The following is a 26,488-nucleotide window of genomic DNA, read 5'->3' on the forward strand; positions in this document are numbered from 1 at the left end:
AACAAGCGTTGCAACGGCAATCATGATGATGCCGTTTTCCGGCCTGGTACAGGCCGCCAACTGGCAGTCTTCGGTCGTGGTCCCCACGACCGTCGAGTACGACAGCAACCCGCTGTTGCTGACGTCTGACGAGAAGGGTGTTATGCGCACACTCATCGAGCCCACGTACAACCTTGTCGGCACCTACGGCCGCGACCAGGTGAACCTGGGGCTCGGCGTGCATGTGCTGCGCTCGTCCGACACCAATGTGATGGACAACCGTGAAGACCCCGATGTCAGCCTTGGCTGGCAACGCGATACCGACAAGGGGCGCTTCGGGCTCAAGGCACAGTATGTCGAAAGCTCGACCTTGTCCGGCAGCGTTCTGGACACCGGCGTAGTGACCACCGACGGCACCCAGAAGATGACCTTGCTGACGGGCACCTGGACCCACGCCCTCACCGATCGCACCACCCTGGACAACCAGACCACCTACTCCCACGCCCGTTATGACATCACCACGCTGACGGGTTACGACGAGTATGCCAACGCCACTACCCTGACTTATGCCTGGAACGCCCGCACCGATGTGTTCACTGGCCTGCTGGTGCGTCGCTACGAACCCGAGCAGACCGATACGGCGCGGGCCACCAACAGCTATACCCCGACCGTCGGCGTGAAGTACCAGCTGACCGACCGGCTTGTAAGTACCGTGCACGCTGGCGTCAACCAGGTCTCCGGATCCGGGGGCGGGCGCCGTGGCGAGGGTGGGGTGGCGCTCGACTACAACGGTGAGCGTGCCGCTGCCAGCTTCAGTGCCGAGCGCAGTACCGTCGCCAGCGCCGAGGGTGGTTTCGCCGAACTCGACATGGTGCGCGGGCTGTGGAGCTATGCCGTGAGCGAGACCAACCGTGTGGGCCTCGAAGCGTCCTGGCAGGACAGCAAGGGCCAGACGCCGAACACCCTGCAGACCTACAGCGCCTGGGCCAGCCATGAGTTCTCGCCGTTCTGGGACCTGCGCCTGTCGATGATGTACAAGCAACGCCAGCAGGACGACGTGCCGGATGCAGAAGCTACGATCATTGGATTGACCCTGACCTACAGACTCCCAGACCTTTGACTTTCAGCGTGGGCCCGCCATGAAGACTGAATACGAGATGTCCGTCAAAGATTACCTCGCCATCATCAAGGACCGGGCCCTGCTGTTGGGGTTGAGCATGATCGTCATCCTGGCGGTGACGGTCGGGGTTGCCCTGACGGTGCCGCCCACCTTTCAGTCGACCGGCACCATCCTGGTGGAGTCACAGCAGATCTCGCCGGAGCTGGTCTCGGCGAACAACAACAGCTTTGCCGATGAGCGCATCGAGGTCATTCGCCAGCGCGTGATGACCCGCGAGAACCTGCTGCAGATCATGGACAAGTACGGCTTGTTCAACGACAAGGGTCACCAGCTCAGCGAGTCGGACAAGATCGACCAGATGCGCAACGCGATCCTGGTCACCACCCTCAGCACCTTCGTCAAGGGGCGCGGCGAGACCACGGTGGCGTTCAACGTCTCGTTCGAGCACAAACGCCCGGAAGTGGCCAAGGAAGTTGCCACCGAACTGGTCACCCTGTTCCTCAACGAGAACATGAAGCAACGCACCGAGCGGGCCAGTGAAACCACCGAGTTCCTCACCCAGGAAGCCAACAAGCTCGGCGCCGAGCTGGCCACCTTGGAGAACCAGCTTGCCGATTTCAAACAGGCCAATGCCAATGCCTTGCCGGAGAATCAGGCATTGCGCATGAGCATGCTGTCGCGCTCGGAATTGGAGTTCCGCGAAGTCGATCGCGACTACAAGAGCGCCCAGGAGGAGCTTCGCTACATGGAGCTGGAGCTGTCGGCGGCGAATGCGGGGGTTGCGACCAAGACCGATGGCGCACGTTCCGGTGCAGCCGACCAGATGCAGGACCTGCCCAGCCTCAAGGCAGAGTACGCCCGGCTGCTGACCCGCTACACGCCAGCGCATCCGGACGTGCTGGCGGTCAAGCGCAAGATCGATGCGCTGCAGGCCAGCGGCAGCAAAGCCAACGCCGCCTCGGGCGTGAGCCTCGACGTGGCCCGGGCCCGGGCCAAGCTGGTGGCGGCCCAGGACCGGATTGCCTCGCTGGCCGAGCAGAAGCGCCAGCTGAGCAGCAAGATCGAAGGTTACGAAGCGGAGATACTTCAGGCCCCGCAAGTCGAGCGCGGCCTGGTCACCCTGATGCGTGACCATGACAACGCACGCAAGAAGTACGAAGAGATCCGCGCCAAGGAAATGGGGGCGAAGATCACCGAAAGCCTGGAGCAGGAAAACAAAGCCGAGCGCTTCGTGTTGCTGGAGCCACCGCTGATGCCGGAGAAGCCGGTAAAACCCAACCGCAAGAAAATCGTCGCATTGGGCCTGGTGCTCGCACCTGCCGGTGGCGGGGCGTTGGTGATGCTGCTTGAGTTGCTCAATCAGCGGGTACGTGGTGTCGGCGCACTGGAGAGCGTGCTCGGCCGGCGCGTGCTGGTAGCCGTTCCGTTCATTTCCACCCAGGCCGAGCAGGCGCGACGCAAAAAAATGCGAGTGTGGGCAATCATTGGTGCGTTGGTGATGGCGTTGGTCCTGCTGCTGCTTGTGCATCTGTTCTACATGCCGCTGGATCTACTACTGTTTAAAACTATGGCGCGGTTTGGCTAGGGAGCGCAGCAATGGACAGGAATACGCCAGCAATCGGCAAAGGCCTTCATCAGGTTCCACCTGCCGAAAAACTGCCGGCACCGCTGGTTCAGCGAACCGACGTGCTTGGCCCGTTCGACTATGTGCAAACCAAGGTGGTACCGCTGCGCGCGGAGCACCTTGAGCGCCACCGGATCGTGGCCTACAACAAGAACTCGAACATGAACTGGGCGTTCGACCTGCTGCGCACCCAGGTGCTGCAGACCATGGAAGAGAACGGCTGGCGCACCCTGGCGATCACCTCGCCGACGCCCGCAGCGGGCAAGACGGTGCTGGCGATCAACCTGGCCATGAGCATTGCCCACCACACCAACAAGACGGCGCTGCTGGTCGACTTCGACCTGCGTCGGCCGCGGGTCGGCAGTACCCTTGGCCTGCCGATGGACCGGGCGCTCAATGACCTGCTGGCCGACAAGGCGGGGCTTGAGGAGGTGCTGGTGAACCCGACATTGCCACGTTTCGTGGTGCTGCCGACTCGGGAGCCGATCCCGATGTCCACCGAGATGTTGTCTTCGGCCAAGGTGGGCAACTTGATCACCGACCTGCGTGATCGCTACGAATCGCGTATCTGCATCTTCGACCTGCCGCCTTTGCTCAGCTCGGATGACGCGATCACCGTGCTGCCCAAGATCGACTGCGTGCTGCTGGTGGTCGCCAATGGTGTGAACAGCAAGAAGGATATCGAAGACTGCCTGTACCACCTGGCCACCGCCAACATGATCGGCGCCGTGTTGAACAAGGCTGAGCCCGAGACCCGCGACTATTACTGAGTAAAGCGGTGAAGCGTGCCCCTGGGGTCAAGCCCAGGGGTATTTTTTTTCCCAGTTCCAGGCGTGGCGCACGATCGCCTCAAGCGAGCCATAGACCGGTTGCCAGCCGAGCACCTGCCTGGCCTTTCCGGCATCTGCCACCAGCCGCGGCGGGTCGCCGGCGCGGCGTGGCGCGTCCTCGACGCACACTTCACGCCCCGTCACATCACGCACGGTGTCGATCACCTGCTGCACGGAGAACCCGAGGCCGTTGCCCAAGTTGAACGCGGTGCTGGCGCCACCGGCAACCAGGTAGTCCACTGCCAGCGCATGGGCCGAGGCCAGGTCGGCTACATGGATATAGTCGCGAATACAGGTACCGTCGGGGGTGTCGTAGTCGCGGCCGAACACGGTGATGGCGGGGCGCCGCCCCGAGGCCGCTTGCAGGATCAGCGGGATCAGGTGGGTTTCCGGCTCGTGGCGCTCGCCACATTCACCCTCGGGGTCTGCCCCGGCGGCATTGAAGTAACGCAGGCACACCGAGCGCAAGCCGTAGGCGCGGTCGAAGTCCTGGAGAACCTGTTCCACCATCCATTTGCTGCAGCCATAGGGGTTGATCGGCGCCTTGGGGTGCTGCTCGTCGATCGGCACATACTGCGGGTCGCCATACACGGCGGCGGTGGAAGAGAAGATCAGCCGCTTGACCCCGGCGCGAACCATGGCCTGCAACAGCACCAGGGTCGCCGCCACGTTGTTCTGATAGTACCGGCCAGGCTCCGTGACCGACTCGCCCACCTGGATGAACGAGGCGAAATGGAACACTGCATCGAAGCTGTATTCGGCGAACAGGGCATCCAGTGCAGCTGCATCGGCGATGTCGAGTTCCACCCATTTGATCCGGGGCCGTGTGGGTGCAAGGTCAGCCACCACCACGTCATGCCCCTCGGCCAGCAAGTGCTTGACCATGTGCGAACCGATGTAGCCTGCACCACCGACCACCAAGAACTTCATGCAAACCTCCTGGAAGCTGCTGCCCGTACGGACGTCCCTTTGTGGCAACCGGGCGCGCCGGTTGCCGCAACAGGCCTTTGCAGACTCTAGATGGCTATTTGAGGAACAGCCAATTGGACATGCGCTGGCCATCGAGGCGGATGTTGTAGCGCCCATTGTCGTAGTCCGCAGGCAGCTGCGTTTCTTTCCCTGCGGCATTGCGCGCGAACAGTTTCAAGCCTGGCAAAGCCTTGACGCTGAGGGTGCCGGCGAGGGGCTCGACATGGAAGGGCGTCTTGTCATCCTCGCGGGGCACGGCGCGGGTGCCCAGCGAGATCAGCATCGTCCGCGACTGGCTCAATGGCTTGGCATCGAGGCTTTGCACCGCAACACTGGCATAGGGGGTCTGTATCTGGACCTGGATGTTGCTCAGTTGGACCGACTGGCCACCCAGCCAGCCGGTGGCGACCTGGGTCATGGCGGTATCGATGGTGTACAGCCCTTTTTGCCAGTTGCGTTTGAGCTCGCCGGTGTCGCTGGTGGACTCGCTGGCGGTGGCGTCCAGTAGTGACTGGTCTGGATCGCGCAGCACTTTCGCGTCACCCGGGATGACGCTGGGCTGCAACCACGGCAGCTGAGGCGTGGCAGGCATGGCGATCTGCAGCCGGCCTTTCTCCCAGGCCGTGCGCAGCAGGGCCGAGCTGTTCGGGCTGATAGCGCGGTTGTAGAGGGTCTCGGGCGTTGGCGCGAACACATAGCGCGTGGTGGCCTTGCGCACATCCCCGCGCCGGTAGAGCAGGGCCGCGGCGGGGAGGGTGGCGAGCAGCGCCGGGTCGTTGTAGGCGTGCCAGTTGTCGGCGGTGCGCCAACCTTCGATGAATTTTTGCTGGCTGTAGGCGTATTGCATCAGCCCGTCCCAGCCTTGGTGGCTGGCGGTGCCGGCGATGTACAGCGGCAATGAGTGGCGATCGGGGGTGGGAAAGGGCTCGGCGTTCCACTCGGTCACCGTCATCGGCTTGCCGACCACCTGGGCCGCTGCGAGCCAGTCGAGCATGCCGTCGCTGGTCAACGGATTGCGCTCCAACTGCCCGCCACCGCCATAACTGTGAGCGTCGATCACATCACCCGTGGTCAGCGCTGGCAGCGCGCTCAGGCCATTGCCACCCCAGGTGCTGGTGGTGACTATCGGCACCTTTACGCCAAGCCCGCGCAGGTGCTGGATCATGTCGATGTCGAAGCGGTGTTCCAGGTCGTTGAGGAACAGCTTTGATGGGCCTGGCAGCCAGGTCATCTGGACTTCGTCGGCATTCAGCTGTTGGCGCTGGGCGAAGGCCTTGGCCTCGCTCTCGAACAACTTGTAGTGCCTGGGCACGTTCTTGTCTTTCAACAGGGCATTGCCGAAGTGCTGGGTGATGTCGTTCTCGTTAGTGATCAGTACCGCGGCGACCGCCGGGTCGTCCTTGTAGGCCAGGCCGGTATAGCGGTTGACATGGGTCAGGTACTGCTCGGCGAAGGCTTTCATGGCCTGCTGCAGGGTGACGTTGACATAGGCGTAGCCCTTGAGCCCTGCGGCACCGTGGGTCTTGGGCAGCTCATCGAAGCCATAGATGTCATCCGCCGGGGTGACCGGACGCTCGACGTGCAGGTCCAGCCACACATAGATCCCTTCGTCCTTCAGGCTCTTGATCCACAGGTCAAGCTTGCGCAGCGACTCGGCATTGAGCTGGCGCGTGTCGCGCAGGCTGGTCATGTCGCCGAAGACGTTCGGGCTGACCCAGGGCGAGTCGTGATGATGCAGGCGCACCAGGTTGAAACCCAGGGCCGAGAGGCGCTTGGCCTGCACCTTGATCTCTTCGTCTGGGGTGCCGAACAAGGCGTAGGCCGTCAGGTTGGTGCCCCAGAAGCGTGCCGGCGTACCGTCGGCAAACTGCAACTGTTCGCCAACCGCCTTGACGAAGCCACGCTTGCCCGCCGGTATTTCCTGCGCGTTGAGAAACGACAGGTCGACCGGTGACGTGCGCCAGTCGAGCTGGTCGTCGGGCCAGCCGGCAGGGTCGACCATGCCGAAGCGTTCGGTGGGCGTCGGGCCGATGGCAATGTCGCCACTCACCTGCAGTTGTGCCTTGATCTGCTGGCGACCGGGCTCGATCGCCTCGCTGTAGAAGAACGCCCGGACTTCGCTGGGATTGCCGCGTTCGAAGTACACCTTGGCCAACGCCGGCTCGAAGCGCATTTCCAGCCGACGCCCCTGCGCATCATTGCCCCATGACCAGCCACGATTGCCGGGCAACAGTTGCGGGGCGCCCATCTCCCCGGCAACCAGTGCCGGGTCGAAATGGAAGACCATGCCCCCCCCCATCACCTTGGTCTTTCGGCTATGGGCATCCAGGTCGAAGTTCCAGGCCAGGGTGCGTTCGCCGGGCTTGCTGATGTCCGCCTTGAGGTCGAAGTCCAGGTCCTTGTTCTTGCCCTCCAGGGTATAGCGGTAGGGCGCGTTGACCTTGAGCGCGGCATAGAAACCGGTCCAGTCCCAGTCAGCGCCCCAGAAATCGAACTTGGCGATCATCGCCGGCCCGCCACCGCGGGTCACGGTCGGCAAGCCGTTCTGTTCCTCCACCTTGACGGTCCAGGCCGCAGCCTGCGCTGCAAATGGCAGAATCATCAGGCCAGCAAGGAGCGAAACCCGCAGCAACGGGCGCAGTGCAGATGACTTCATTGTCGTTACCTGGGTTGAAGGCCGCGCTGGGGAAGGGGTGCGGGCTGGGCTGCACGCAGTCTGCGGACCATCTGCATGTAAGCCACGCTCAGCCCGGCAACTGACCAGTACACCACGGGGATTACCGTGATGCTGCTGACGGTGAAGATGATCACCAGGATGCCCACCAGGGTGGCCAGCAGCGCCCGCCCCAGTTGGCGTTGTTCGTCATCCTTGTCCGGGAATGCCAGCATGGCCTTGCGCACTCCCCGCAGCACGCAGACGAAGAACGCCACGAACAGCCCCAGGCCCACCAGGCCAACCCTCAGCGCAAGGTTGAGGTAGGTGTTGACGATGTCGATGATGCCGTCGCCCTGGATCATCGACTGCATTTCCGGGGTATTGCGAAAATCGAACGAGCCGAACAGCGGGTTGCGCTGGATGACGATCCACGAGTTGTCGAGCAGGCGCTCGCGGTAGGTGATGTTCTCTTTTTCCAGGTTGCCGATGAACGGCAGCATGTCGAGCACCTTCTCGCCCCCCGGCACCACGGTCAGCAGCGGGATGGCCAGCACCCCGGCCACGGCCAGCAGGCTGAGACGCTTGACCGCGCCCTTGCCGGTGGCGATGAACACCGCGACGATGATTGCCGCGCCTATCCACGGGCCGCGCGACAGTGGGGCGACCAGCCCGGCCGCCAGCAGCAGCGCGCCCATGGCACGTTGCAAGGGGCTGCGCACATAGCCTTGGACGAACAGGAACAGGCCGATCGCAACGCTGATGACATAGCCCAGGGCGATGGCCTGGCCGGTGGTGACGCTGGCGCGCAACGAGCCGCCGCGGCTCAGGTAGCTGGCCATGCTCCACTGCACGCCCATGGCCTCGAGCAGGGCGTTGTACAGCAGCCAATGGCGGACGAACTCGGCCACGCCTATCAGCGCCAGGACGAAGCCGGCCAGCACGAAGGCCAGCATGGCGTCCTTGAAGTCGCTGACCTCGCGCAGGGCACGGCTGGCCACGTAGTACGGCAGGAACACGTCGATATACAGATACAGCGCCTGGCGCAGGGTGTCGGTGAGGGTGGTTTCGCGCAGGTACAGCGCGCCTATCAAAACAATGCTGGCGGCCAGCAGGCGGTCGGGCCACAGGCGCCCGAAGCCAGGTGTGTCGGCCTGCCTGCGCAAGGCCAGGGCGGCGGGTAGCAACACGCACAGGGTCAGCAGGCGGACGTGGTTCAGGTCGAACAGGTAGTTGATCACCCCGAAGCCGGGTATCGGCACCGTGGCAGGGGGCATCACGAACAGCAGCATGAAGAACAGCGCCATGATGTTGCGTTCGCGCCGTCCCGCCAGGTACATGATGACCGCCGCAGCCCCGGCGTATATCCAGAAGCTGTACGAGACGAAGGCCAGCAGTGTCAGGGCGAACCACAGGTTGCGTCGCCGCTTGAAATCGCGTTCGGGAATCAGGTCGCTGGCGGGGCCACGTGCGAGCACGAACACCACGGTGGCGAGGAACAGAATGACGACAAGCGCACGAAAATGTTCAGGCATTGGCAACGGCACCTATCCGCTGGTGGAGGACGGCTAGCATCATGGCTAATTGAAACTATAGTGACTTCTTAGACATCCAGTCAGGGATTGAAGCCATGCCGTCTGTTGAAGTGTCTGCATCGGTGAGTCTTCGCAAGCGCGCATTAGGGGCCGGGGCCTGGAACCTGGTGTCGTTGATCGCGTCGCAGGTGATGCGCCTGGGCGGCAACCTGATCATGGCGCGTTTGCTGTTACCGGAAATGTTCGGGGTGATGGTCATCGCCACCACCGTTTCGGTACTCCTTCACTTGCTCTCCGATGTCGGCCTGCGGCAGAACATCATCCAGAGCCACCGTGGCGACGACCCGCTGTTTCTCAATACCGCCTGGAGCGTGCAGATCGTCCGCGGTTTCGTGCTCTTCGCACTGACCCTGCTGCTGGCCCTGGCGGCCTGGTTCGCCCAGTTGGGCAACCTGTGGCCGGCAGACTCCACCTACGCTGCGCCCGAGCTGCCACTGGTGCTGGCGGTGACCGGTATTTCGGCGGTGATCTACGGTTTTCAATCAACCAACATAGATGTGGCGGTGCGCACTTTTCAGCAGAAGCGCGTGGTACTGGTGGAGCTGGCATCGCAGATCGTCGGGCTGATCGTCATGCTGGTGATCGGCTACTTCACCCGTTCCATCTGGTCGCTGGTGATTGCCGGCCTGGCGGGCGCCCTGACCGGTACGGTGCTGGGCCACCTGGTGTTCCAGGGCCCGAAAAGCCGCCTGCAATGGGACCGCAGCGCGCTGAACGAACTGGTGGTGTTCGGCCGCTGGATCCTGTTGTCCTCGATCGTTGGCGTGCTGGCCATGTACGGCGACCGCATGTGGTTCGGCGCCAGCATGAGCGCTGCCGAGCTTGGGGTGTATTCGATCGCCGTGCTGATTCTGGGCTCGCTGCAGACCGGCTTGTTGAAACTGGTCGGCACGGTGGCGCTGCCGGCGTTCAGCGAGGCCGCCAGGACCGGTGACCATGATCGGCTCAGGGCGCTGTATTACCGTTTCAGGTTGCTGGTGGACCTGGCCATGCTGTTCACCTGTGGCGTATTCATTACCGCCAGCCCACTGCTGATTGGCTGGATGTACGACGAGCGCTATACGGCCGCAGGCACTATGCTCAGCATTCTGTCGCTGTCGTTCTTTACGCTGCGCTACACCCTGGCGCACCAGATCTGGATCGCCCAGGGGCTGACCAAGTACCAGGCCATGGACAACATCATCCGCCTCGTTGCGCTGTGGCTGGGGTTGCCGTTGCTGCTGGCCATCGGTGGCGTGCAATGGGCTATCTGGGGGGTTGCCCTGCACACGTTCCCGACCTTGGTACTGATTGTGTATGTCAATCGCAAGCTCGGTATCTTCAGTGTCTGGCGCGAGCTCATGGTGTTGCCGATGATCGCCGTCGGCGCGCTGTTCGGTGAGTTGGCAACGCGTTTCTTCAACTGGCTTTGAACCCCTTGCAACAACGCGCGGTGTCCAGGCGGCGACAGCGGTTTACCTGGTTTTGGCACAACAATGGTGGGGGCTGGGGATCATGGGCAAGCTTCTGTTCTTTACGCAGCTGTCGGGGCGCAGGGTGTTCCTGCGCAACTGTGCCGTGCTGGGTATCGGCGCGGTGGTGTTCGGCAAGGCGGTGGCCGAAGGTCCTGCCAGCTCTCCCGCTGATCCTGTCGGCAGCAGTGCCCCGGGCGGGTTCGTGGTCATCAACGGCTGGGTCCTGCCTTCGAGCTATTTCCGGGACGGGCAGGCATGATCCGTGACTACCAGGCGCAGAAGACCCTGCGCGAGGATTATGACGTCTGCATCATCGGTGCCGGGCCCGCCGGCATCACACTGGCGCTGCGCCTGGCGCAGGCAGGCTGGAAAGTGGTGCTGGCCGAGGGCGGCGGGCACGACTACTCGCCGCGTTCGCAGGCGCTGTACCAGTGCACCTCGACCGGCCTCGAGCTGTACCCCCATGAAACCCGCCTGCGCTACCTTGGCGGCACGTCCAATCACTGGGCCGGCCGTTGCCGTCCGTTCACGCCCTCCGATTTCGCGCTCCCGCCCCCAGGCGAGCTGCCAGGCTGGCCCATCGCCTATGCCGAAGTGGAACCTTACCTGGCAGCGGCCATGGAGATTGTCGACCTGCCGCAGGGCGCACAATTCCAGGCAGAGAACGCTGGACTCAAGGGCGGTGATTTCGAGCCGGACAAGTTCCTGCTCAGCCCACCGACGCGTTTCGCGCAGAAATACGCCGCAGCGCTCAACGATACCGCCGGGCTGGATGTTTTCATCAACTGCAACTGCGTCGACCTCGAGTTTGACCAGGCCACGGGGCGTCTGGCGGCTGCGGTGGTATCCGACTATGACCGGCAGCGCCAGCGGCTGGTGGCCAGGCACTTCATCCTGGCGACAGGGGCCCTGGAGAACGCCCGGCAGTTGCTTAACAGCACGTCCCTGCGCAAGGCTGGCGTGGTCACCCAGGATGGGTTGGTGGGGCGCTGCCTGATGGAGCACCTCAACGTCGAGATGGGCACCTTCATCCTCGAGGACGGCCAGACTGGCGAGCCGCGCCAGTACTACACCAGCGATGCCTTCGTCAGCGAGTACAAGGCTGGCAAGGGCAATGTCTCGGCCACGGTGCTCGATGAAGTGCGCACCTTCGGCCGCACCGCCGAGGTCAAGCACTTCCTGGAGAACCTGCTCTGCGAGATGAACCTCGCCCACAAGGTCAACTTCATCGCCAATTTCAGCTGCCCGGGCGAAGGGGTGCTCAGCACCATGATCGAACAGTACCCCAATGCGCAAAGCCGGCTCTCGCTGCTCGAAGAGAAGGACGAGCTGGGTGTGTCCAAGGCCAACGTCAACTGGGTGCTTACCGCAAACGACCGCCACACCATCCAGTGCATCGGTAGCGAGCTTGCCAAACAGTTCGTCGAAACAGGCCTTGGCTTCGTAAGGCTGAACGAGTACGTCTACGACGCCGAGATACCGCTGAAGATGCAGCCTCACGCGCACCATATGGGCACCACGCGGATGGCCGCCTCGGCGCAGTACGGTGTGGTCGACCGCGACTGCAAGGTATTCGGCACCGACAATCTTTATGTCGCCGGCAGCAGCATCTTCGCCACCGGCGGCGCCTCCAACCCGACCATGCCGCTGTTGCAGTTCGCCCTGCGGTTGGCGGATCACCTCGATCAAAGGCTGAAAATGGCGCGCGGTGCGCTCACCTGAGCAGCCAGCGCAGTGTCAGGGCAACAGCAGGGTAGGTAAGGGAGTGAGCGCGGGGCGGTCAGCATCAACAAGAACGAGACCGCATTCGCCTCAGGGACAGTCCAGGATCGCTTTATTTGCGAGGCTAGCAGCATGTATGGATGGATACGCAAAGCATTGGCCAACTACGCCAACTCGACCGGGCGCGCTGGCGGGACCTACAAGAAGTTCTGCAATCCGAATGCCCGCGACTGGGGCGCTTACCTGACCCGCTGGGGCAAGTTCTACTCCGTGGGCAGCAACGTTCATATCAACCCCGGGTGCAATGTCACCGACCCGCGCCTGGTGCGCCTTGGCAGCAACGTCGGGTTGTCGGACTGCACGCTGATCGGCCACGACGGCGTGGTTGCGCTGATCGAGATCTGTTACGGCAAACAACTCGACTCGGTCGGTTTCATCGACATCCGTGACAACTGCTTCATCGGCCACGGTGCGATCGTGATGCCGCGCGTGACCATCGGCCCCGACTCGGTGGTTGCCGCCGGGTCCGTGGTCACCAAGGATGTGCCGCCCGGTACCGTGGTCGGTGGCAATCCGGCGAAGTTCATCTGCACCACCGAGGCGCTGATCAAGCGCGTCGAGGAACGCTGCGCCGCGTACCCCTGGATAGATCTGGTCAAGCAGCGCCAGGGTGCCTATGACCCGGCATTGGAGCCGAAACTGGCCGCTGCGCGAGGCCAGTACTTCTTTGGGGATGGCAGCCATGGCTAGCAAACCTGTCGATGTGATGGTGGTCAACTTCAATACCGCCGGCTTGCTCCAGCCGATGTTCGACGCCCTGCGCCAGGCCGACGGCGACAAGCTGGCGAGTTACCTGGTGGTGGACAACGCCTCGGTCGACGATTCGGTCGAGCGTCTGGCCAAGGTCTGCCCCGAGGCCGTACTGGTCAGCAACCAGAAGAACGTCGGTTTCGGCCGGGCCAACAACCAACTGCTGGCGCACCTGAACGGCAAGTACGCGCTGCTGCTCAACACCGATGCGTTCGTCGCCAGGGATACCTTGGACAAGACCCTCGAGTACATGGACGCGCACCCGGAATGCGGGGTGCTGGGCGTACGCCTGGAGGGGCGCGACGGCGACCTGCAACCCAGTTGTCGCTATTTCCCGACTCCCTTGAACGTGTTCGTGGCACGCACCGGGCTCGGGCGCTTGTTCCCGGGTTTGAAGATGGTCGACGAGATGGACTGGGACCACGGCTCGGTGCGCGAGTGCGACTGGTTGCCCGGCTGCTTCTACCTGGTGCGGCGCGAGGTGCTCGACCAGGTGGGCCTGTTCGACCCGCGCTACTTCCTTTACTACGAAGAAGTCGACCACTGCAAACGGGTCAAACAGGCCGGCTGGAAGGTGGTGTTCTATCCCCACACCACGGTGGTGCATATCGGCGGCGAAAGCTCCAAGTCGGTCGCTGAGCTTGAAGCGGCCAGCCGCCAGATCTCGGCCTACCAGATCGAAAGCGAACTGCTGTACTTCCGCAAGCATCATGGGCTGGCAGGGTTGATCCTGCACATGGCGCTGGTGACCCTCGGCGATCTGGTGCTGGCCCTGAAGGCCTTGTTGAAAGGGCGGGGGCGGGCAGCCATTACGGCGTGCTGGCGGCATTGCCGGGCCACCTGGGCGCTGTTGTTCGACACCCGTTTTGCAAGCCAACCCACACGGTAGGTGACGCCATGTTCGAGAATATTCGTGCCGATCTGCGGGCCCATGGTGGTGACTGGGGCGCCCAAGGCTTCTGGGTGTTGCTGGTCTATCGCTTCGGGCGTTGGCGCTACGGGGTGCGCCCGGCCTTGCTGCGCAAGCCGCTGTCGCTGGTCTACAAAGTGCTGTTCAAGTGGGTGCAGATACTGACCGGCGTCGAGCTGCCGTGTGAGGTGCAGATCGGCCGCAACTTCGTCATCGATCACTTCGGCGGCATCATCATCAGCGGCTATGCGCGTTTCGGCGATGATTGCCGGATCCGCAACGGCGTGGTGGTGGGCTTGAAGAATGTCAGCGAACCAACCGCGCCGGTGTTCGGCAACAACGTCGATATCGGCGCCGGCGCCAAGGTGCTGGGCAATATCCGCATTGGCAACAACGTGGTGATCGGCTCCAACGCCGTGGTGCTGGTGGACGTGCCGGACAACTGCCTGGCGGTGGGGGTGCCTGCGACCGTGAAGGCGCGCAAGCCCGCCGAAGCGATGCCGTGCTCATGAGGCAGGCAACACTGCCCAGCGCCAGCAGGAGGGCGCCATGCTGAAAGGGATTGGTGTGGTGGTGATTGGCCGCAACGAGGGCCAGCGCCTGCAGCGCTGCCTGGCGTCACTGGCCGGACGTGCGCAGCAGGTGGTGTATGTCGACTCGGGCTCGACCGATGGCTCGCAGGCCTTGGCCCTGGGCTTGGGCGTGGAGGTGCTGGCGCTGGACATGACCCGGCCCTTTACCGCTGCGCGAGCACGTAACGAAGGCTTCGCCTGCCTGCAATCTTTGTTGCCGACACTAAGCTACGTGCAGTTCGTCGACGGTGATTGTGAAGTCGTCGACGGCTGGCTGCAGCAGGCCTGCGAATTTCTCGATGCACGTCCGGAAGTGGCGGTGGTGTGCGGTCGGCGCCGCGAGCGCTTTCCGCAGCATTCGGTCTACAACCTGCTGTGCGATCTGGAATGGGACACCCCGGTGGGCGAGGCTCGGGCCTGTGGGGGTGATGCGTTGATGCGTGCCGATGCGTTCAGGGCCGTGGGCGGCTTTCGCGCGGGGCTGATCGCCGGGGAAGAGCCCGAGCTGTGTATTCGCCTGCGGGGGGGCGGCTGGAAGATCTGGCGCCTGCCCGCTGAAATGACCCTGCACGATGCCGCCATGACCCGTTTCAGCCAGTGGTGGCGGCGCAGCCTGCGCGCAGGCTACGCGTTCGCCGAGGGCGCCTTCCTGCATGGCGCGCCTCCTGAGCGGCATTGGCAGCGTGAGTCGCGTCGTGCCTGGGTCTGGGGGCTGGGCATACCGCTGGCAATCGTGGCTGCGTGTTTACTGCTGGGGGGCTGGGGGTTGCTGCTGTTGCTGCTCTATCCGCTGCAGGCCGTGCGCCTGGCGCGCCGTGGTGGCCGCTCGGTTCGCGAGAACTGGCTGCAGGCAGTGTTCCTGGTACTGGGCAAATTCCCGGAGATGGTCGGGCAGATGCGGTTTCTGTTGAACCGGTTCACTGCCGGCAAGACGGTGTTGATCGAGTACAAGTGAGAGGCCCATGGCGTTCAGATCGTTACTCAAGAGTGTGCTCACTTTGCAACCCGGCTATTCATTGCGGGCGTTGAACAACAAGTTCAAATTGCTGGTGCTGATCATCACCCAGTGGAGGGACCTGCAGCCGTTCCTGCGGCACATGGAAGCTGCGCTGGGCAAGGGAGGCTTCGACAAGCTCGGCGTCGATTGCATCGGCATGGTGCAGTGGCCCTATATCAGCAAGTGCTGGTCGGTGCGTGAACGCCTCGACGCCGTGGCCTCGCACTACCAGCTGGTGACGGCGCAGTTCCCGACCCTGTTGCTGCTGGGCCGGGACGAGCGGCGGACATTGTGCGATCTGTCAGGCTTTTCTGCCGACTGCACCCTGGTCCTGGACCGGCCGATCTGGTTCAAGCGCGAAGGCGAACTGGTGCTCAACCTGTTCCAGGGCGACCTGCGTGTGGCGTCACTGGCTTTCACCCTGCAGCGCACGGCGGCAGGCCTGTGCCTGTTCATCGGCGCGGTGCAGGGGATTCACAAGGGTATCGACAGCGAGCGCTCGCTGGCCATCTACCGCGACCTGACCAAGGACTTCGAAGGGCTGCGCCCGCGCAGCCTGCTGCTCGAGGCGCTCAAATGCCTGGCCAGGGCGGTCGGGGCTGATGGCTTGTATGCGGTGGGCGACAACTATCGACATCACCGGCATCCATACTTTGGCGCCGAAAAGTCCCAGGACCTGGCCGCCAACTACGACGCCATCTGGCTGGAGCATGGCGCAGTGCCCAGCGAGCGCGAAGACTTCTTCAGCATCCCGCTGGCGGCAGCGCAACGCGCGGCAGAAGACATCGCGCCGAAGAAACGCGCCATGTACCGCAGGCGCCAGGCCTTGCTCGAGGCGTTGTTCGCACAACTTGAAGCTGCGCTGGCGGCCAGTGTGGGCCAACTGCAGGTACATCGGCAACGGCTGGGCTATGCCCTGGCGTTGCAGGAGGCCAGTAAGCCGACAGCCGGGCATTCGCCGCTGGCAAAGGCTGCGCAACTGTTCCGACAGGCCCTGCGCGAACCCCGGGCGGACCAGCGTTTCATGGCGTACATACGCAAGGCCGGGCTATATCCGACCCTGAGAAAGGTCTGGCGGGAACTGTTGCGCCATGGTCCGGCGCTGCTGTGGAAACCACCCGCCGAGCAGCGTCACGACTTGCCCCTGGATGCCCCGGGCGTGGCGGCCAGCACGCTGTTCCCCGGGCAAGTCCTGCTGATTTGCGAGGCTGACCCGGCACAAGCGCCTGATGCCCGTCCTGCACAGCTGCGGCACATGCTGGTCGAGCTTGGCTACACCTGCACGGTGGTGGACTGGCGCAATCCACAGGCCTGCCTGGATGCCCTGCAAACCTGCGCGGCAGTCATCCTGCACCGCTTGCCTTACTGTGCGCAGCTGTCGAGGCTGGTCGAAGAGGCCTGCCGCCTCAAGGTCACCTCTTGCTGGGATGCCGACGAGCTGATCTTCGACCCGCAGGCGTATCGCCAGGGCAACGACCTGAATGGTTTGAACGACGCGGATGTGGGCAAGCTGATGGCGGCCGTGGCCCTGCACCGGCAGGCACTGCTGGCGTGCGAGTACGCAATCGCGTCGAGTGCGGCACTGGCGGCAGCGATGCAAGAGGCGGGGGCCCGGCAGGTCACGGTGGTCGAGTGCAGCCAGCAGTTGGGCCAGATCCTTCCGGCCCTGCCTGGCGTTCGCCCACGCAGGCTGCTGTCGGCGAACATCTTCTTCGCCCCCCGGAGTTTCGGTGGCGCCACGGTTGTTGCCGAGCAGATGGCGCGGTTGCTGGCGGCCACTTCGCCCTGGCAGCAATTCGTCTTCACATCGCTACCGCCGGCCGACACGCCCCCCTACAGCCTGTATAGATACCAGGCGCAGCAGGCTGCAGTGCTTGGCATCGGCCTGCCAGACCAGCGTTCGGCCCTTGAAGACTTCGAGAACCGCGCAACCCTGCCGCTGTTCGACGCCGTGCTCGAGCGCGTCGCCCCGGACCTTGTGCATCTGCATTCGATCCAGGGGCTGGGCGCGCTGCTGGCCGAAAGCTGTGTGCGGGCGGGCATACCTTTCGTGGTGACCTTGCATGACGCGTGGTGGATCTGCGGGCGTCAGTTCATGATCAATGGCCACGGACAATACTGCGGGCAAACGCGTATTCGCGCCGAGGTGTGTGCCGTCTGTGTCGAGGATGCGCCGCTCAACGCCTACCGTCAGCAGGCCCTGGCCGCCACCCTGCGCAAGGCCAGCCTGCTGTTGGCGCCAAGCCGCTTCGCCCGCGACCTGTACGTGGCCAATGGCTTCGACGCGGCGAAGATCCGCATCAACCGCAACGGCATCCTGGCCCCCGGTGCGGGCTACCACAAGCAACCGGGGGCCTTGCTGCGCTTCGGTTTCGTCGGGGGCAACACCGCAATCAAGGGCATCAACCTGATCACCCAGGCGTTTGCCGGGCTACCCCGCTCGGACTACGAACTCAAGGTGGTCGACAACCTGTTGCACCTGGGTTTCCGCTCGTTCAACCGGCACAGCGTAAAGATCCCGGGCAGCGTCAGCATCATCCCTGGCTACACCCAGGACGACATCGACGCGTTCTTTTCCGGCATCGACGTGTTGCTGTTTCCGACCCAGTGGAAGGAGACCTTCGGCCTTGCCGTGCGCGAAGCGCTGGTGCGCGACGTCTGGGTGATCAGCACCGACGCGGGGGGCACGGTCGAGGACATCGTCGACGGGGTCAACGGCACCATCATCCCGTTGAGCTCCGACCCACGGTATCTGCGCGATGCGCTGGCCGATGCGCTTGAGCATCCGGAGCGCTTCGCGCACCCACACAACGCATTCAAGGGCAGCATCACGCTGTGCAGCGACCAGGCCCTGGAGCTACAGGGCATCTATGCGGACGTCATCGAGGGCATTGCAACGGCACACCCTGCGCCGTCAGCACTGAAAAGCCTGAAATAGGGGGCCGGATGCCGCCGGGGCGGCCCAGCTCATTCATCACGCGGGTATGGACTCGGATTCCAATGCGCATTGCTTATTTCATCAATCAGTACCCCAAGGTCAGCCACAGTTTCATTCGCCGTGAAATTCTCGCGTTGGAGCGCCAGGGTTTCGAGATTCAGCGCATTGCCTTGCGTGGCTGGGATGCCGAACTGCAGGACGACGAGGATGTGCAAGAGCAGGGCAAGACACAGTACGTGCTGCAAGGCGGCGTGAAAGCCCTGCTCAAGCCCGCGCTGCAGGTGTTGCGCCAGCAGCCCGGGCGCTTTTTCGCCAGCCTGTGGCTGGCCCTGCGCCTGGGTCTGCGGGCTGACCGGGCATGGCCCTACCACTTGATCTACCTGGCCGAGGCCTGCCGTGTGATGCAGTGGCTGCAGGCATCGGGCGCGGTGCATGTGCACGCGCATTTCGGCACCAACTCGACCGAGGTGGTGATGCTGGCCCGCGCCTTGGGCGGTCCGGCCTACAGCTTTACCGTGCATGGCCCCGAGGAGTTCGACAAGCCACAGTTCCTGCATGTGGGCGAGAAGGTGCGGCGCGCCGCATTCGTCGCGGCGGTCAGCTCCTACGGGCGCAGCCAGCTGTTCCGCTGGGTGGCGCACGAGCACTGGGGCAAGGTCAAGGTGGTGCACTGTGGCCTGGAGCGCAGCTTCCATGATGTGCCCGCCGTGGCTGCACCCAGCGCGCCGCGGCTGGTGTGCGTTGGCCGCTTGTGCGAGCAGAAAGGCCAGTTGCTGTTGCTTGAGGCCGCACGGCTGCTGGCGGCGCAGGCGGTGGAATTCGAGCTGGTGCTGGCCGGGGACGGCGAAATGCGCGAGCAACTACAAGCCCTGATCGCCCGGCACGGCCTGCAGGCGCAGGTGCGCATTACCGGCTGGATCAGCAGCGCACAGGTACGCGAGGAGATCCTCGCCGCCCGCGCGCTGGTCTTGCCAAGTTTCGCCGAGGGCCTGCCGGTGGTGATCATGGAAGCCATGGCCTTGCGCCGCCCGGTGCTGACCACCTATGTGGCGGGTATCCCCGAGCTGGTAACCCCAGGCGAGAACGGCTGGCTGTTCCCGGCGGGGGCGGTGGAGGAACTGGCCGCGGCCATGGCCGATTGCCTGGCGCAACCTGCGCAAGAGCTGCAGCGCATGGGGGAGGCGGCGTACCAGCGCGTGCTGCAACGCCATGACATCGATACCGAAGCGGCCCGGCTGGCCAGCTACTTCAAGGCATCCGCATGATCATCCTACTGAGCTGGCTGTTGGGCGCCGCGGCGCTGCTTGTCCTGTTTCCGGTGCTGGTACTGTTCGTCCAGGTGTTGCTCGGCTGCCTGCCCGCCCGGCCGCTGCCCATGGCCACAGGCGAGCGGGCGCGGGTAGCGGTGCTGGTGCCGGCGCACGACGAGGCCTCGGTCATTCGTGCCACCCTCGCCAGCATTACCCCGCAACTGGCCGCAGGTGACCGCCTGCTGGTGGTGGCGGACAACTGCAGTGATGACACCGCCACGCTTGCTCGGCAAGCGGGCGCGCAAGTGGTCGAGCGCCAGGATGATCGGTTGCGAGGCAAGGGCTACGCACTGGATTTCGGTGTGCGCCACCTGGCGGACGACCCACCGCAGGTGCTGATCGTCATCGACGCCGACTGCCTGGCGGACGTAGGCGCTATCGAGCGGTTGGCGCGTTGCTGCAGCGAAACTGCGCGGCCCGTGCAAGCCCTCTACCTGATGCATGCGCCAGCCGGTGCCGGGCTGAAGGTGCAGATCGCCGAGTTTGCCTGGCGGGTGAAGAACCTGGTGCGCCCGCGTGGTTGGGCGTGGTTGGGCCTGCCTTGCCAACTGATGGGCTCGGGCATGGCGTTGCCGTGGCGCGACCTTGCGCTGATCGACCTGGCCAACGGGCACCTGGTCGAAGACCTGAAGCTGGGGCTGGACCTGTGTCGCAACGGCAAACCACCGCTGTTCTGCCCGCAGGCGCAGGTCTACAGCCAGTTTCCGAGCAGTGATGAAGGCCTGGCAATACAGCGCACTCGCTGGGAACACGGCCACCTTGGCGTACTGCTTGCCGACGCCCCTCGGCTGCTGCTGAGCGCGTTGACTCGAGGCAACGGGCGCTTGCTGGCCATGGCCATGGATCTCTTGGTGCCGCCGCTGGCCCTGCTGGTGCTGACATTGATGGCCTTGCTGGGCATTACCTGGTTGGCGTATGCGCTGTTTGGCATGTTGTGGCCGGCATTGCTGGCCACGCTGGCCATGGCCCTGCTGGGTAGCGCGGTGCTGCTGGCCTGGCTGCGTTTCTGCCGCGAGCAGATGCCCTTTTCGGTGTTGCTGTATGCGCCTTGTTACGCGGCGAAGAAGATCCCGTTGTATCTGGGGTTTCTGGTGCGGCGCCAGGTGGAATGGGTGCGTTCGAAACGGGATGACAGCTGATGACGGATCGTACATGGCAACAGCGCTGGGCCACTGTCGTCGACAAACTGCAGGTGGTGGCTGACGCGGCTGATGAGCAACGGCTGCTCGACACTTTGTTGGCACCGCAAGCGCCCACCGTGCTGGGTTTCGTCAATGCCCACGCCATGAACCTTATGGCGGCCAATGGTGAATTCTACAAAGCGCTGGTGGCCGCCGACCTGTTGCTGCGAGACGGTTCGGGCATGGGGCTGCTGTACCGCCGTCTGGGCCTTGCGCCTGGCTTGAACATGAACGGTACCGATTTCATTCCCCGTGTGCTGGCGGCCTGCAAAGGCCGGCGGGTCGCCCTGTGGGGCACTCGGGAGCCTGCCCTGGCCCAGGCGGCGCAGCACTGCGAAGCCCGCTTCGGCGTGCGGCTGGTGTCGGTGCACGATGGCTTCGCCGACATGGAGACCTATCTGCGGCTTGCCCGCGAACTGCAACCCGAGCTGATCGTGCTGGGCATGGGCATGCCCAGGCAGGAACTGGTTGCTGCCCGGCTGGTGGCCGTTTCCGGGCCATGCCTGATCGTATGTGGCGGGGCGATCCTGGACTTTCTGGGGGGAGGGGTGGAGCGCGCCCCAGCCTGGATACGACGGCTGGGCATGGAGTGGCTGTACCGCTTGATGAAGGAGCCCAGGCGCTTGTTTGGCCGCTATGTACTGGGTAACCCCTTGTTTGTGTTGCGAACCCTGGCCTGCAGCAAGGCGCGTGGCACCGCCGGTTCCGGTGTGCCGGACAGTGAGCCCTGAACCGTCTGAATGGTGGGGCGCGCCGCAGCGATGGCGCAGTACTGCTACAGTGATATCAATCGCCGCCAGACAGCAAAAACAATAAACAGGCGAAATGCAGCATCAGCCCCTGAATGAACGCCACCCTGGTGGCCGGACGCTCAGGCGGGCTCTTGAATCAGGGGGTCTTGCCGCATGCAGGGATCGATATTGCGCGCTCGCGTTCACGCCATCCGTGGCACCTCAATCACTGCAGTGCAATACAACCCCGGCAGGCTTGCCGGGGCGCGACCGCTATCGCCCGTTGATTTCGTATCGTGTTCAGCCTGATGCAAGGGTGTTCGCCACGCTCACATTGATGAGGCCTGACAATGGTTTTGGAACCCAGAAGCAGTCGTCCCGTACTCCAGCGCAGAAGCAACGTCAGCAACGCGGTGCAGGCGGGCCTTGACGGTATTGCGGTGACTGGTGTCGCCTGGTACCTGATCTACGAACAGTTTGGCTACATCACCTCCGACTACGTGATCATGCTGCTGTTGCTGATCGGTGCGTTGGCGGTGATCTACGACCACTACGCCATCTACCGCACCAACGTCGGCCTGACGGTCAAGGCCTTCAGGCTGTTCAAGGCCTGGTCGGCGACCTTCTGCTTCCTGGTGGTGATGGCGTTCCTTACCAAACAGAGCGAATCCTATTCGCGGCTGCTGGTCGGGGAGCTGTTCGTCATCGGTTATTTCGTCCAGTTGTTCCTGCATGTTGCGGTGCGTGAAGTGCAGAAACGCTTCATGGCCCATGCGTACCGTATGGAGAACGCGCTGATCATCGGCAACGGTGAACTGGCCGATTTCCTTTATCGCAAGATCAGCAACAACCCCTGGTTTGGCGAACGAGTGGTGGGTTGTGTGTTGTTCGACGAAGCCGATGCAGCGCAACGGACGGACGGGCAGCCAGGCCCGCCGGTACTTGGGCATATTTCCAAGCTCGACGAGATTGTCGCCCAGCACGCCATTCGCACGGTGTACCTGGTAACGCCGCTCGGCGGCTCCGAAGTGATCAACGATATCTACTTGAAGCTGCTGGAAAAATGCATTGCCGTGAACTGGGTGCCGGATATCTTCTCGCTGCGCTTGATCAACCACAGCGTTCGCGAAATCGCCGGCATCCCGGTACTGACCTTGTCCGAGACACCTTTGACCGGCATGAGCCTGTTCCTCAAGAACGTCGAGGACCGAGTGCTGGCGGCGCTTATCCTGCTGTGCATTTCGCCGGTACTGCTGGTTGTCGCCCTGGTGATCAAGCTCGATAGCCCCGGGCCGGTGTTCTTCCGCCAGGAGCGCATGGGCTGGACCGGCGAATCGTTCCGCATCTGGAAGTTCAGGAGCATGCATGTGCACCAGCCCGAGGCCGGCGTGCTCCAGCAGGCGCAGAAGAACGACCCACGGTTGACCCGGGTGGGTGCCTTCATCCGCCGTACCAGCCTGGATGAGCTGCCCCAGCTGTTCAACGTGCTGACCGGGGAGATGTCGCTGGTGGGCCCGCGCCCGCATGCGCTGCAACACGACACGCAATACTCCCAGGACATCGTCGACTACTTTGCCCGCCACAACATCAAGCCCGGCATGACTGGCCTGGCCCAGGTACGTGGCTTCAGGGGGGAAACCAAGGACATCGCGCAGATGGTCCAGCGCGTGAATTCCGATATCGAGTACATCAACAACTGGTCGCTGTGGCTCGACTTCGTGATTCTGGTACGCACGCTCAATGCCTTCACCGGCAAACACGCCTACTGAGTAGTGTCGGGCTGACCGGCGGGCCGACGGCCGGTCACACATCCCGCCCCGCAGCACTACACTTGCCCGGTGATGGCGACCTGCCTGCATCGGCCTGGTCGCCCCTTCAAGGATGAAAGACCCAGCCACTGTCGGTCCGCAGCGCGGACCGGCCGTGTCCTGCAAGGAGACGCAGGTCGATGGTCATCAAGCGAATGAGCAAGGTTCGCGTGCCAGCAATGGCCCGTGAGCCGTCGAAAAGTGGCAATGAACTCCAGGGAGCGGTCGAAGGGTTGCTGGCCAGCCCGCTGTTCGTCAAGTCGCGGCGCCTGGGCAGCCTGCTCAGTTACCTCGCCCAGCGCAGCCAGCAGGGCGGCGAGGGCATCCCCAGCGAATACGATATCGGCATCGCGGTGTTTCGCCGGGATCCTGCGGTGTATTGCACGGGCGACGACCCGGTGGTACGGGTGCAGATCGGTCGCCTGCGGCGCAAGCTTGCGGACTATTACGCCACGCATGGGGCTCATGAGCCGTTGCGCCTGAGCGTGCCTGCCGGTGGTTATCGGCTGTGCTGCGAACGGTGGGGCGCGCCGTTGGCCGATGGTCGGCCGGCGGTACTGTGCGTGCGGCCGTTCAGTTGCCTGACCAGCCTGGGTGGGGCGTTCGCGCGGGGGTTGGGCGAGGAGTTGTGCGACTTGCTGTTCCATGGTTTCGAGCGTGCCTCGGTGCGCGTGCGTTTACCACGGGGGGCACCGACGCCAGGCGAACTCACCCATGAGCATGCCTACCTGCTCGAGGGCAGTGTGCGGGCCGAAGCCAACCGTGTGCGGGTGGCGGTGCGTCTGCTGGACGTGGGGGCGGGCAGCCTGCTCTGGTCGGCCCGCTTCGACCGAGGCGGACCATTGCTGATCGCCACCGAGCAGGAGCTGGCCGAGGCCATCTGCCACTGCGTGATCGGTCAGTTCGTCCGGCACACAGGGTGATACCGCCGGGGCGAACCCCGGCGGCCAAGGCTCAGGAAGGGATGATCCACTTCTGGTCGGAGTACATGTAGGTGGCGCTGTTGGCGAAGGTCAGGTCGATCTCCTGGGCATTGGAGCGTGAGCTGCTGAACATGGTGCTGGTCTGCACGTCCTGTTGGAACCACACCAGGATGCTTTCCTTCGGCGTGAGGCTGGTGCTGCCCTGTACGACCGCACTGGTGGCCACGTAGATCGGCGTGCTCACTTGCTTGCCGTCGATGCCGGTGGACAGCTGGTTGACGCCCGGATGGATCGAACCGTACTTGTTGATCAAGGTGACCGCCGTTTCCGGTCCACCGGTGGAAGGCGCCCCGAGTATGCCTGCATCGTCGAGGATCGATTGTTGTCCGAGGCCGATGGTGACGATATTGGTGGCCGTGGTCACCGTGACATTGTCCTGGAAGGTGTTGGTGCCAAACAGCTGGTACTGGGGCGTCCAGCTGAAAGTGTTGTTCATCAGGTACTTGTCGTAGGACTGCCAGACCACGTTGTACGCAGCGTCTCCGACCTTCTTGGCGAAGCACAGCTTGTACTTACCGTCCTTGAGAGTACGCAGGTCATCGGCGGCAATCTGGATGTTCACCGATTTGGTAACGGCATCGGTGATGGTGCGGAACAGATTGGCGTAGTGGCTTTGCTCAAGGGGCTGGGTTCGGCCAAGCAGGGCCTTGACCGCTTGTTGCACCTGTTCCTGGCGCTGCTGGGCGACGGCGAGCTGTTGTTTGCTTGCGGCATTCGAATTGCTCATGGTGTCCCTCTGTCCTTGTTGAGTGATGGTTGCCGAATTCCGGCCTGTGCCGGGGTGTCGACCAGGCCACTCTAGGCGGGGCGAAAGGGCCGGCGAAGTATCACGGTGTTACAAGGCAGCGGCTGTCATGCCGCCCACTCAAATGAACAAGGGCCGCAATGCGGCCCTTGTTGCTCGTGCAGTTATGCAAGCAAGGCTTAGGCCGTGCTCTTGACGTTGGCGTCGGCCCAGGTGAAGTTCCAACTGGTGCGCTTGCCCTTGGCCACTTCGATGAGCTTGTTTTCGTAGGTCGTATGGCTGATCTCGCCGGTGAACGTCAATGTGCGTGCGCTGTTGTTGCCTGTGACTTCGCCCGGCGTGCCGTTGGACAGGATCATCGCTTTCTTGAGGTCTTCCGCGGATGGCGCGCTGGCCTGGTTCTTCTCGACGGTTACGAAATGCATGGTTACACCTCCTGTGTGGGTTTAACCTCGGCACGGCGCGGCGCGCAGGCCGAGGGGCACACTGTAGGCGCGTGGTGGGCAGGGGCTTAAGTTACAAGGCAGGCGCCGAAGTAACAGAGCGTAACTCCATGGCGGATACCCCGGGTGGCCTTACGCACCTGGCAGTGACAATGGGTGCAATGCCCTGAACCCCTGTGCCTCTTCCACCAGCCAGTCATGCACTGCCCGGGCGCCGGGCTGGGTCAGCCCGCCGGGCGGGTAGTGCAGCACGTAGCGCTTGTGGTTGGCGATCGGTACGCCGAACGGCACGATCAGCGCGCCGCGCTCAAGTTCATCGTTGAGCAGGGTGCGCCGGGCGATGGCCACGCCGACACCGGCAATCGCCGCCTCGATGGTCAGGTGGTTGCGGTTGAAGGTGTGGCCACGGCGCACGTCCAGCCCGCCGGCGCCGATACCGTCCAGGTAGAACTCCCATTCGGCATATTCCGAGCTGCCGCGCCAGGCGGTGATGTCATGCAGCAGCGGATAGTGCACCAGGTCCGTCGGCCCGTGCAGCGGCGGGCGGCCGCGCAGCAGTGCAGGGGAGCAGACCGGGAAAATCTGTTCATCCAGCAACGGGGTGGACAGCATGCCCGGGTAGCTGCCGTCGTTGAGGTCGATGGCCAGGTCGAAGTCATCCGGGTGCAGGGCCTGGTTGCTGTCCTCGGCCACCAGGCGCAACTCGATGTCGGGGTAGCGCTGCTGGAAGCGCGGCAGGCGCGGCGTGAGCCATTTGGCCAGGAACGACGGGATCGAACGCAGGCGCAAGGTGCCACGGATCTCACCGGCATCCAGGCGCAGCAGCTCGGCCTCGATGTTGCCGTAGGCCTCGGCCACGGTCTGCGCCAGCCGCTGCCCCTCGGCTGACAGCTCGACGCCGCGGGCGCGCCGCAGGAACAGGCGATAGCCCAGGCGCTCTTCCAGTTGGCGCATTTGCTGGCTGACGGCGCCGGGAGTGATGTGCAGCTCTTCTGCGCAGCGGGTGAATGACAGGTGCCGCGCCGCGCAGGCAAACACATGCAGCCAGACGTACACCTGACCGTTGAGTGGCCCCTTCATTGTTTAGTCCTGCTAAAGGCTTGTGTAGGAAGTT

Annotated in this window: 22 protein-coding genes and 1 pseudogene; 17 read left to right on the top strand and 6 right to left on the bottom strand. The window is 63.6% G+C overall.

Annotation, left to right across the window (positions count from 1 at the left end):
• The first annotated feature begins 28 nt into the window (after positions 1 to 28).
• The 3 genes from RTH46_RS17925 to RTH46_RS17935 are packed head-to-tail and all read left to right on the top strand — an operon-like array spanning position 29 to position 3,493.
• Entirely contained in the window at positions 29 to 1,099 is a 1,071-nt protein-coding gene (locus tag RTH46_RS17925) for a hypothetical protein (RefSeq protein ID WP_371923681.1), read from the top strand.
• A 19-nt stretch (positions 1,100 to 1,118) separates the two neighbouring features.
• Positions 1,119 to 2,684, top strand: a complete 1,566-nt coding sequence (locus RTH46_RS17930) for a GumC family protein (RefSeq protein WP_153786335.1) — start codon at positions 1,119 to 1,121, stop codon at positions 2,682 to 2,684.
• Positions 2,685 to 2,695: 11 nt separating this feature from the next.
• Positions 2,696 to 3,493 carry a CpsD/CapB family tyrosine-protein kinase gene (locus RTH46_RS17935; RefSeq protein WP_153786336.1) on the top strand — a complete coding sequence of 266 codons (798 nt, stop codon included), beginning with the start codon at positions 2,696 to 2,698 and terminating at the stop codon, positions 3,491 to 3,493.
• Positions 3,494 to 3,520: 27 nt separating this feature from the next.
• Here RTH46_RS17935 and galE read toward each other — a convergent pair whose 3' ends face one another.
• From galE to RTH46_RS17950, 3 genes are all read right to left on the bottom strand, one after another.
• On the bottom strand, positions 3,521 to 4,483 hold the full coding sequence (gene galE, locus RTH46_RS17940) for a UDP-glucose 4-epimerase GalE (RefSeq protein ID WP_153786337.1): 963 nt from the start codon (positions 4,481 to 4,483) through the stop codon (positions 3,521 to 3,523).
• Between the two features lie 94 nt (positions 4,484 to 4,577).
• Positions 4,578 to 7,178 carry a cellulase family glycosylhydrolase gene (locus tag RTH46_RS17945; RefSeq protein ID WP_316906254.1) on the bottom strand — a complete coding sequence of 867 codons (2,601 nt, stop codon included), beginning with the start codon at positions 7,176 to 7,178 and terminating at the stop codon, positions 4,578 to 4,580.
• 5 nt (positions 7,179 to 7,183) lie between these two features.
• A complete protein-coding gene (locus tag RTH46_RS17950; protein WP_316906255.1) occupies positions 7,184 to 8,710 on the bottom strand; it encodes an O-antigen ligase family protein in 1,527 nt (508 codons plus the stop codon).
• Positions 8,711 to 8,805: 95 nt separating this feature from the next.
• Here RTH46_RS17950 and RTH46_RS17955 point away from each other — a divergent pair, with 95 nt between their 5' ends.
• The 14 genes and pseudogenes from RTH46_RS17955 (at position 8,806) to RTH46_RS18020 (ending at position 24,126) form a co-directional block, all read left to right on the top strand.
• The gene (locus tag RTH46_RS17955) at positions 8,806 to 10,182 is read left to right on the top strand and encodes an oligosaccharide flippase family protein (RefSeq protein ID WP_316906256.1); all 1,377 of its coding nucleotides are present in this window, start codon (positions 8,806 to 8,808) and stop codon (positions 10,180 to 10,182) included.
• An 82-nt stretch (positions 10,183 to 10,264) separates the two neighbouring features.
• Positions 10,265 to 10,483, top strand: a complete 219-nt coding sequence (locus RTH46_RS17960; protein WP_316906257.1) for a hypothetical protein — start codon at positions 10,265 to 10,267, stop codon at positions 10,481 to 10,483.
• Positions 10,480 to 11,946 carry a GMC family oxidoreductase gene (locus RTH46_RS17965; RefSeq protein WP_316906258.1) on the top strand — a complete coding sequence of 489 codons (1,467 nt, stop codon included), beginning with the start codon at positions 10,480 to 10,482 and terminating at the stop codon, positions 11,944 to 11,946. The genes RTH46_RS17960 and RTH46_RS17965 overlap by 4 nt, the downstream gene beginning before the upstream one ends.
• 132 nt (positions 11,947 to 12,078) lie before the next feature.
• Positions 12,079 to 12,696 (top strand): acyltransferase, encoded by a 618-nt coding sequence (locus RTH46_RS17970; RefSeq protein WP_153786343.1) that lies wholly within the window; start codon positions 12,079 to 12,081, stop codon positions 12,694 to 12,696.
• Positions 12,689 to 13,645 (top strand): glycosyltransferase family 2 protein, encoded by a 957-nt coding sequence (locus RTH46_RS17975; RefSeq protein WP_153786344.1) that lies wholly within the window; start codon positions 12,689 to 12,691, stop codon positions 13,643 to 13,645. The genes RTH46_RS17970 and RTH46_RS17975 overlap by 8 nt, the downstream gene beginning before the upstream one ends.
• Positions 13,646 to 13,653: 8 nt before the next feature.
• Positions 13,654 to 14,178, top strand: a complete 525-nt coding sequence (locus RTH46_RS17980) for a serine O-acetyltransferase (protein WP_153786345.1) — start codon at positions 13,654 to 13,656, stop codon at positions 14,176 to 14,178.
• 37 nt (positions 14,179 to 14,215) lie between these two features.
• Entirely contained in the window at positions 14,216 to 15,193 is a 978-nt protein-coding gene (locus RTH46_RS17985) for a glycosyltransferase family 2 protein (RefSeq protein WP_316906259.1), read from the top strand.
• A gap of 7 nt (positions 15,194 to 15,200) precedes the next feature.
• Positions 15,201 to 16,110: pseudogene (locus RTH46_RS17990) on the top strand (DUF535 family protein); the annotation flags it as partial.
• A 719-nt stretch (positions 16,111 to 16,829) separates the two neighbouring features.
• Entirely contained in the window at positions 16,830 to 18,173 is a 1,344-nt protein-coding gene (locus tag RTH46_RS17995) for a glycosyltransferase family 4 protein (protein WP_316906289.1), read from the top strand.
• A 62-nt stretch (positions 18,174 to 18,235) separates the two neighbouring features.
• Positions 18,236 to 19,438 carry a glycosyltransferase gene (locus RTH46_RS18000; protein WP_316906260.1) on the top strand — a complete coding sequence of 401 codons (1,203 nt, stop codon included), beginning with the start codon at positions 18,236 to 18,238 and terminating at the stop codon, positions 19,436 to 19,438.
• A complete protein-coding gene (locus tag RTH46_RS18005) occupies positions 19,435 to 20,622 on the top strand; it encodes a glycosyltransferase family 2 protein (protein ID WP_316906261.1) in 1,188 nt (395 codons plus the stop codon). Before RTH46_RS18000 ends, RTH46_RS18005 begins: the two co-directional genes overlap by 4 nt.
• Positions 20,622 to 21,395 carry a WecB/TagA/CpsF family glycosyltransferase gene (locus RTH46_RS18010; RefSeq protein WP_279847594.1) on the top strand — a complete coding sequence of 258 codons (774 nt, stop codon included), beginning with the start codon at positions 20,622 to 20,624 and terminating at the stop codon, positions 21,393 to 21,395. Before RTH46_RS18005 ends, RTH46_RS18010 begins: the two co-directional genes overlap by 1 nt.
• A 350-nt stretch (positions 21,396 to 21,745) precedes the next feature.
• Entirely contained in the window at positions 21,746 to 23,164 is a 1,419-nt protein-coding gene (locus RTH46_RS18015; protein WP_316906262.1) for an undecaprenyl-phosphate glucose phosphotransferase, read from the top strand.
• 179 nt (positions 23,165 to 23,343) lie between these two features.
• On the top strand, positions 23,344 to 24,126 hold the full coding sequence (locus tag RTH46_RS18020; RefSeq protein WP_256671339.1) for a hypothetical protein: 783 nt from the start codon (positions 23,344 to 23,346) through the stop codon (positions 24,124 to 24,126).
• A 31-nt stretch (positions 24,127 to 24,157) separates the two neighbouring features.
• On the opposite strand, the gene RTH46_RS18025 is transcribed toward RTH46_RS18020, so the two are convergent.
• From RTH46_RS18025 to RTH46_RS18035, 3 genes are all read right to left on the bottom strand, one after another.
• Positions 24,158 to 24,913 carry a hypothetical protein gene (locus tag RTH46_RS18025; protein ID WP_110992647.1) on the bottom strand — a complete coding sequence of 252 codons (756 nt, stop codon included), beginning with the start codon at positions 24,911 to 24,913 and terminating at the stop codon, positions 24,158 to 24,160.
• 197 nt (positions 24,914 to 25,110) lie between these two features.
• Positions 25,111 to 25,356: a hypothetical protein gene (locus RTH46_RS18030; protein WP_125858502.1), complete on the bottom strand. Its 246-nt coding sequence runs from the start codon at positions 25,354 to 25,356 to the stop codon at positions 25,111 to 25,113.
• A gap of 150 nt (positions 25,357 to 25,506) precedes the next feature.
• Positions 25,507 to 26,454 (bottom strand): LysR substrate-binding domain-containing protein, encoded by a 948-nt coding sequence (locus RTH46_RS18035; protein WP_316906263.1) that lies wholly within the window; start codon positions 26,452 to 26,454, stop codon positions 25,507 to 25,509.
• Positions 26,455 to 26,488 lie beyond the last annotated feature (34 nt).

The organism is Pseudomonas sp. zfem004 (assembly GCF_032621715.1).
GTDB lineage: Bacteria > Pseudomonadota > Gammaproteobacteria > Pseudomonadales > Pseudomonadaceae > Aquipseudomonas > Aquipseudomonas sichuanensis.

Bases quoted from the DNA above. Each gene is read 5' to 3' on its own strand.
- RTH46_RS17995 (WP_316906289.1), top strand. From the start codon at position 16,830: ATGCAAGAGGCGGGGGCCCGGCAGGTCACGGTGGTCGAGTGCAGCCAG.
- RTH46_RS18035 (WP_316906263.1), bottom strand. From the start codon at position 26,454: ATGAAGGGGCCACTCAACGGTCAGGTGTACGTCTGGCTGCATGTGTTT.
- RTH46_RS17930 (WP_153786335.1), top strand. From the start codon at position 1,119: ATGAAGACTGAATACGAGATGTCCGTCAAAGATTACCTCGCCATCATC.
- RTH46_RS17985 (WP_316906259.1), top strand. From the start codon at position 14,216: ATGCTGAAAGGGATTGGTGTGGTGGTGATTGGCCGCAACGAGGGCCAG.
- RTH46_RS17980 (WP_153786345.1), top strand. From the start codon at position 13,654: ATGTTCGAGAATATTCGTGCCGATCTGCGGGCCCATGGTGGTGACTGG.
- RTH46_RS18030 (WP_125858502.1), bottom strand. From the start codon at position 25,356: ATGCATTTCGTAACCGTCGAGAAGAACCAGGCCAGCGCGCCATCCGCG.
- RTH46_RS18000 (WP_316906260.1), top strand. From the start codon at position 18,236: ATGCGCATTGCTTATTTCATCAATCAGTACCCCAAGGTCAGCCACAGT.
- RTH46_RS18015 (WP_316906262.1), top strand. From the start codon at position 21,746: ATGGTTTTGGAACCCAGAAGCAGTCGTCCCGTACTCCAGCGCAGAAGC.
- RTH46_RS18020 (WP_256671339.1), top strand. From the start codon at position 23,344: ATGGTCATCAAGCGAATGAGCAAGGTTCGCGTGCCAGCAATGGCCCGT.
- RTH46_RS17925 (WP_371923681.1), top strand. From the start codon at position 29: ATGCCGTTTTCCGGCCTGGTACAGGCCGCCAACTGGCAGTCTTCGGTC.
- RTH46_RS17975 (WP_153786344.1), top strand. From the start codon at position 12,689: ATGGCTAGCAAACCTGTCGATGTGATGGTGGTCAACTTCAATACCGCC.
- RTH46_RS17955 (WP_316906256.1), top strand. From the start codon at position 8,806: ATGCCGTCTGTTGAAGTGTCTGCATCGGTGAGTCTTCGCAAGCGCGCA.
- galE (WP_153786337.1), bottom strand. From the start codon at position 4,483: ATGAAGTTCTTGGTGGTCGGTGGTGCAGGCTACATCGGTTCGCACATG.
- RTH46_RS17950 (WP_316906255.1), bottom strand. From the start codon at position 8,710: ATGCCTGAACATTTTCGTGCGCTTGTCGTCATTCTGTTCCTCGCCACC.
- RTH46_RS17965 (WP_316906258.1), top strand. From the start codon at position 10,480: ATGATCCGTGACTACCAGGCGCAGAAGACCCTGCGCGAGGATTATGAC.
- RTH46_RS17945 (WP_316906254.1), bottom strand. From the start codon at position 7,178: ATGAAGTCATCTGCACTGCGCCCGTTGCTGCGGGTTTCGCTCCTTGCT.
- RTH46_RS17960 (WP_316906257.1), top strand. From the start codon at position 10,265: ATGGGCAAGCTTCTGTTCTTTACGCAGCTGTCGGGGCGCAGGGTGTTC.
- RTH46_RS17970 (WP_153786343.1), top strand. From the start codon at position 12,079: ATGTATGGATGGATACGCAAAGCATTGGCCAACTACGCCAACTCGACC.
- RTH46_RS17935 (WP_153786336.1), top strand. From the start codon at position 2,696: ATGGACAGGAATACGCCAGCAATCGGCAAAGGCCTTCATCAGGTTCCA.
- RTH46_RS18010 (WP_279847594.1), top strand. From the start codon at position 20,622: ATGACGGATCGTACATGGCAACAGCGCTGGGCCACTGTCGTCGACAAA.
- RTH46_RS18005 (WP_316906261.1), top strand. From the start codon at position 19,435: ATGATCATCCTACTGAGCTGGCTGTTGGGCGCCGCGGCGCTGCTTGTC.
- RTH46_RS18025 (WP_110992647.1), bottom strand. From the start codon at position 24,913: ATGAGCAATTCGAATGCCGCAAGCAAACAACAGCTCGCCGTCGCCCAG.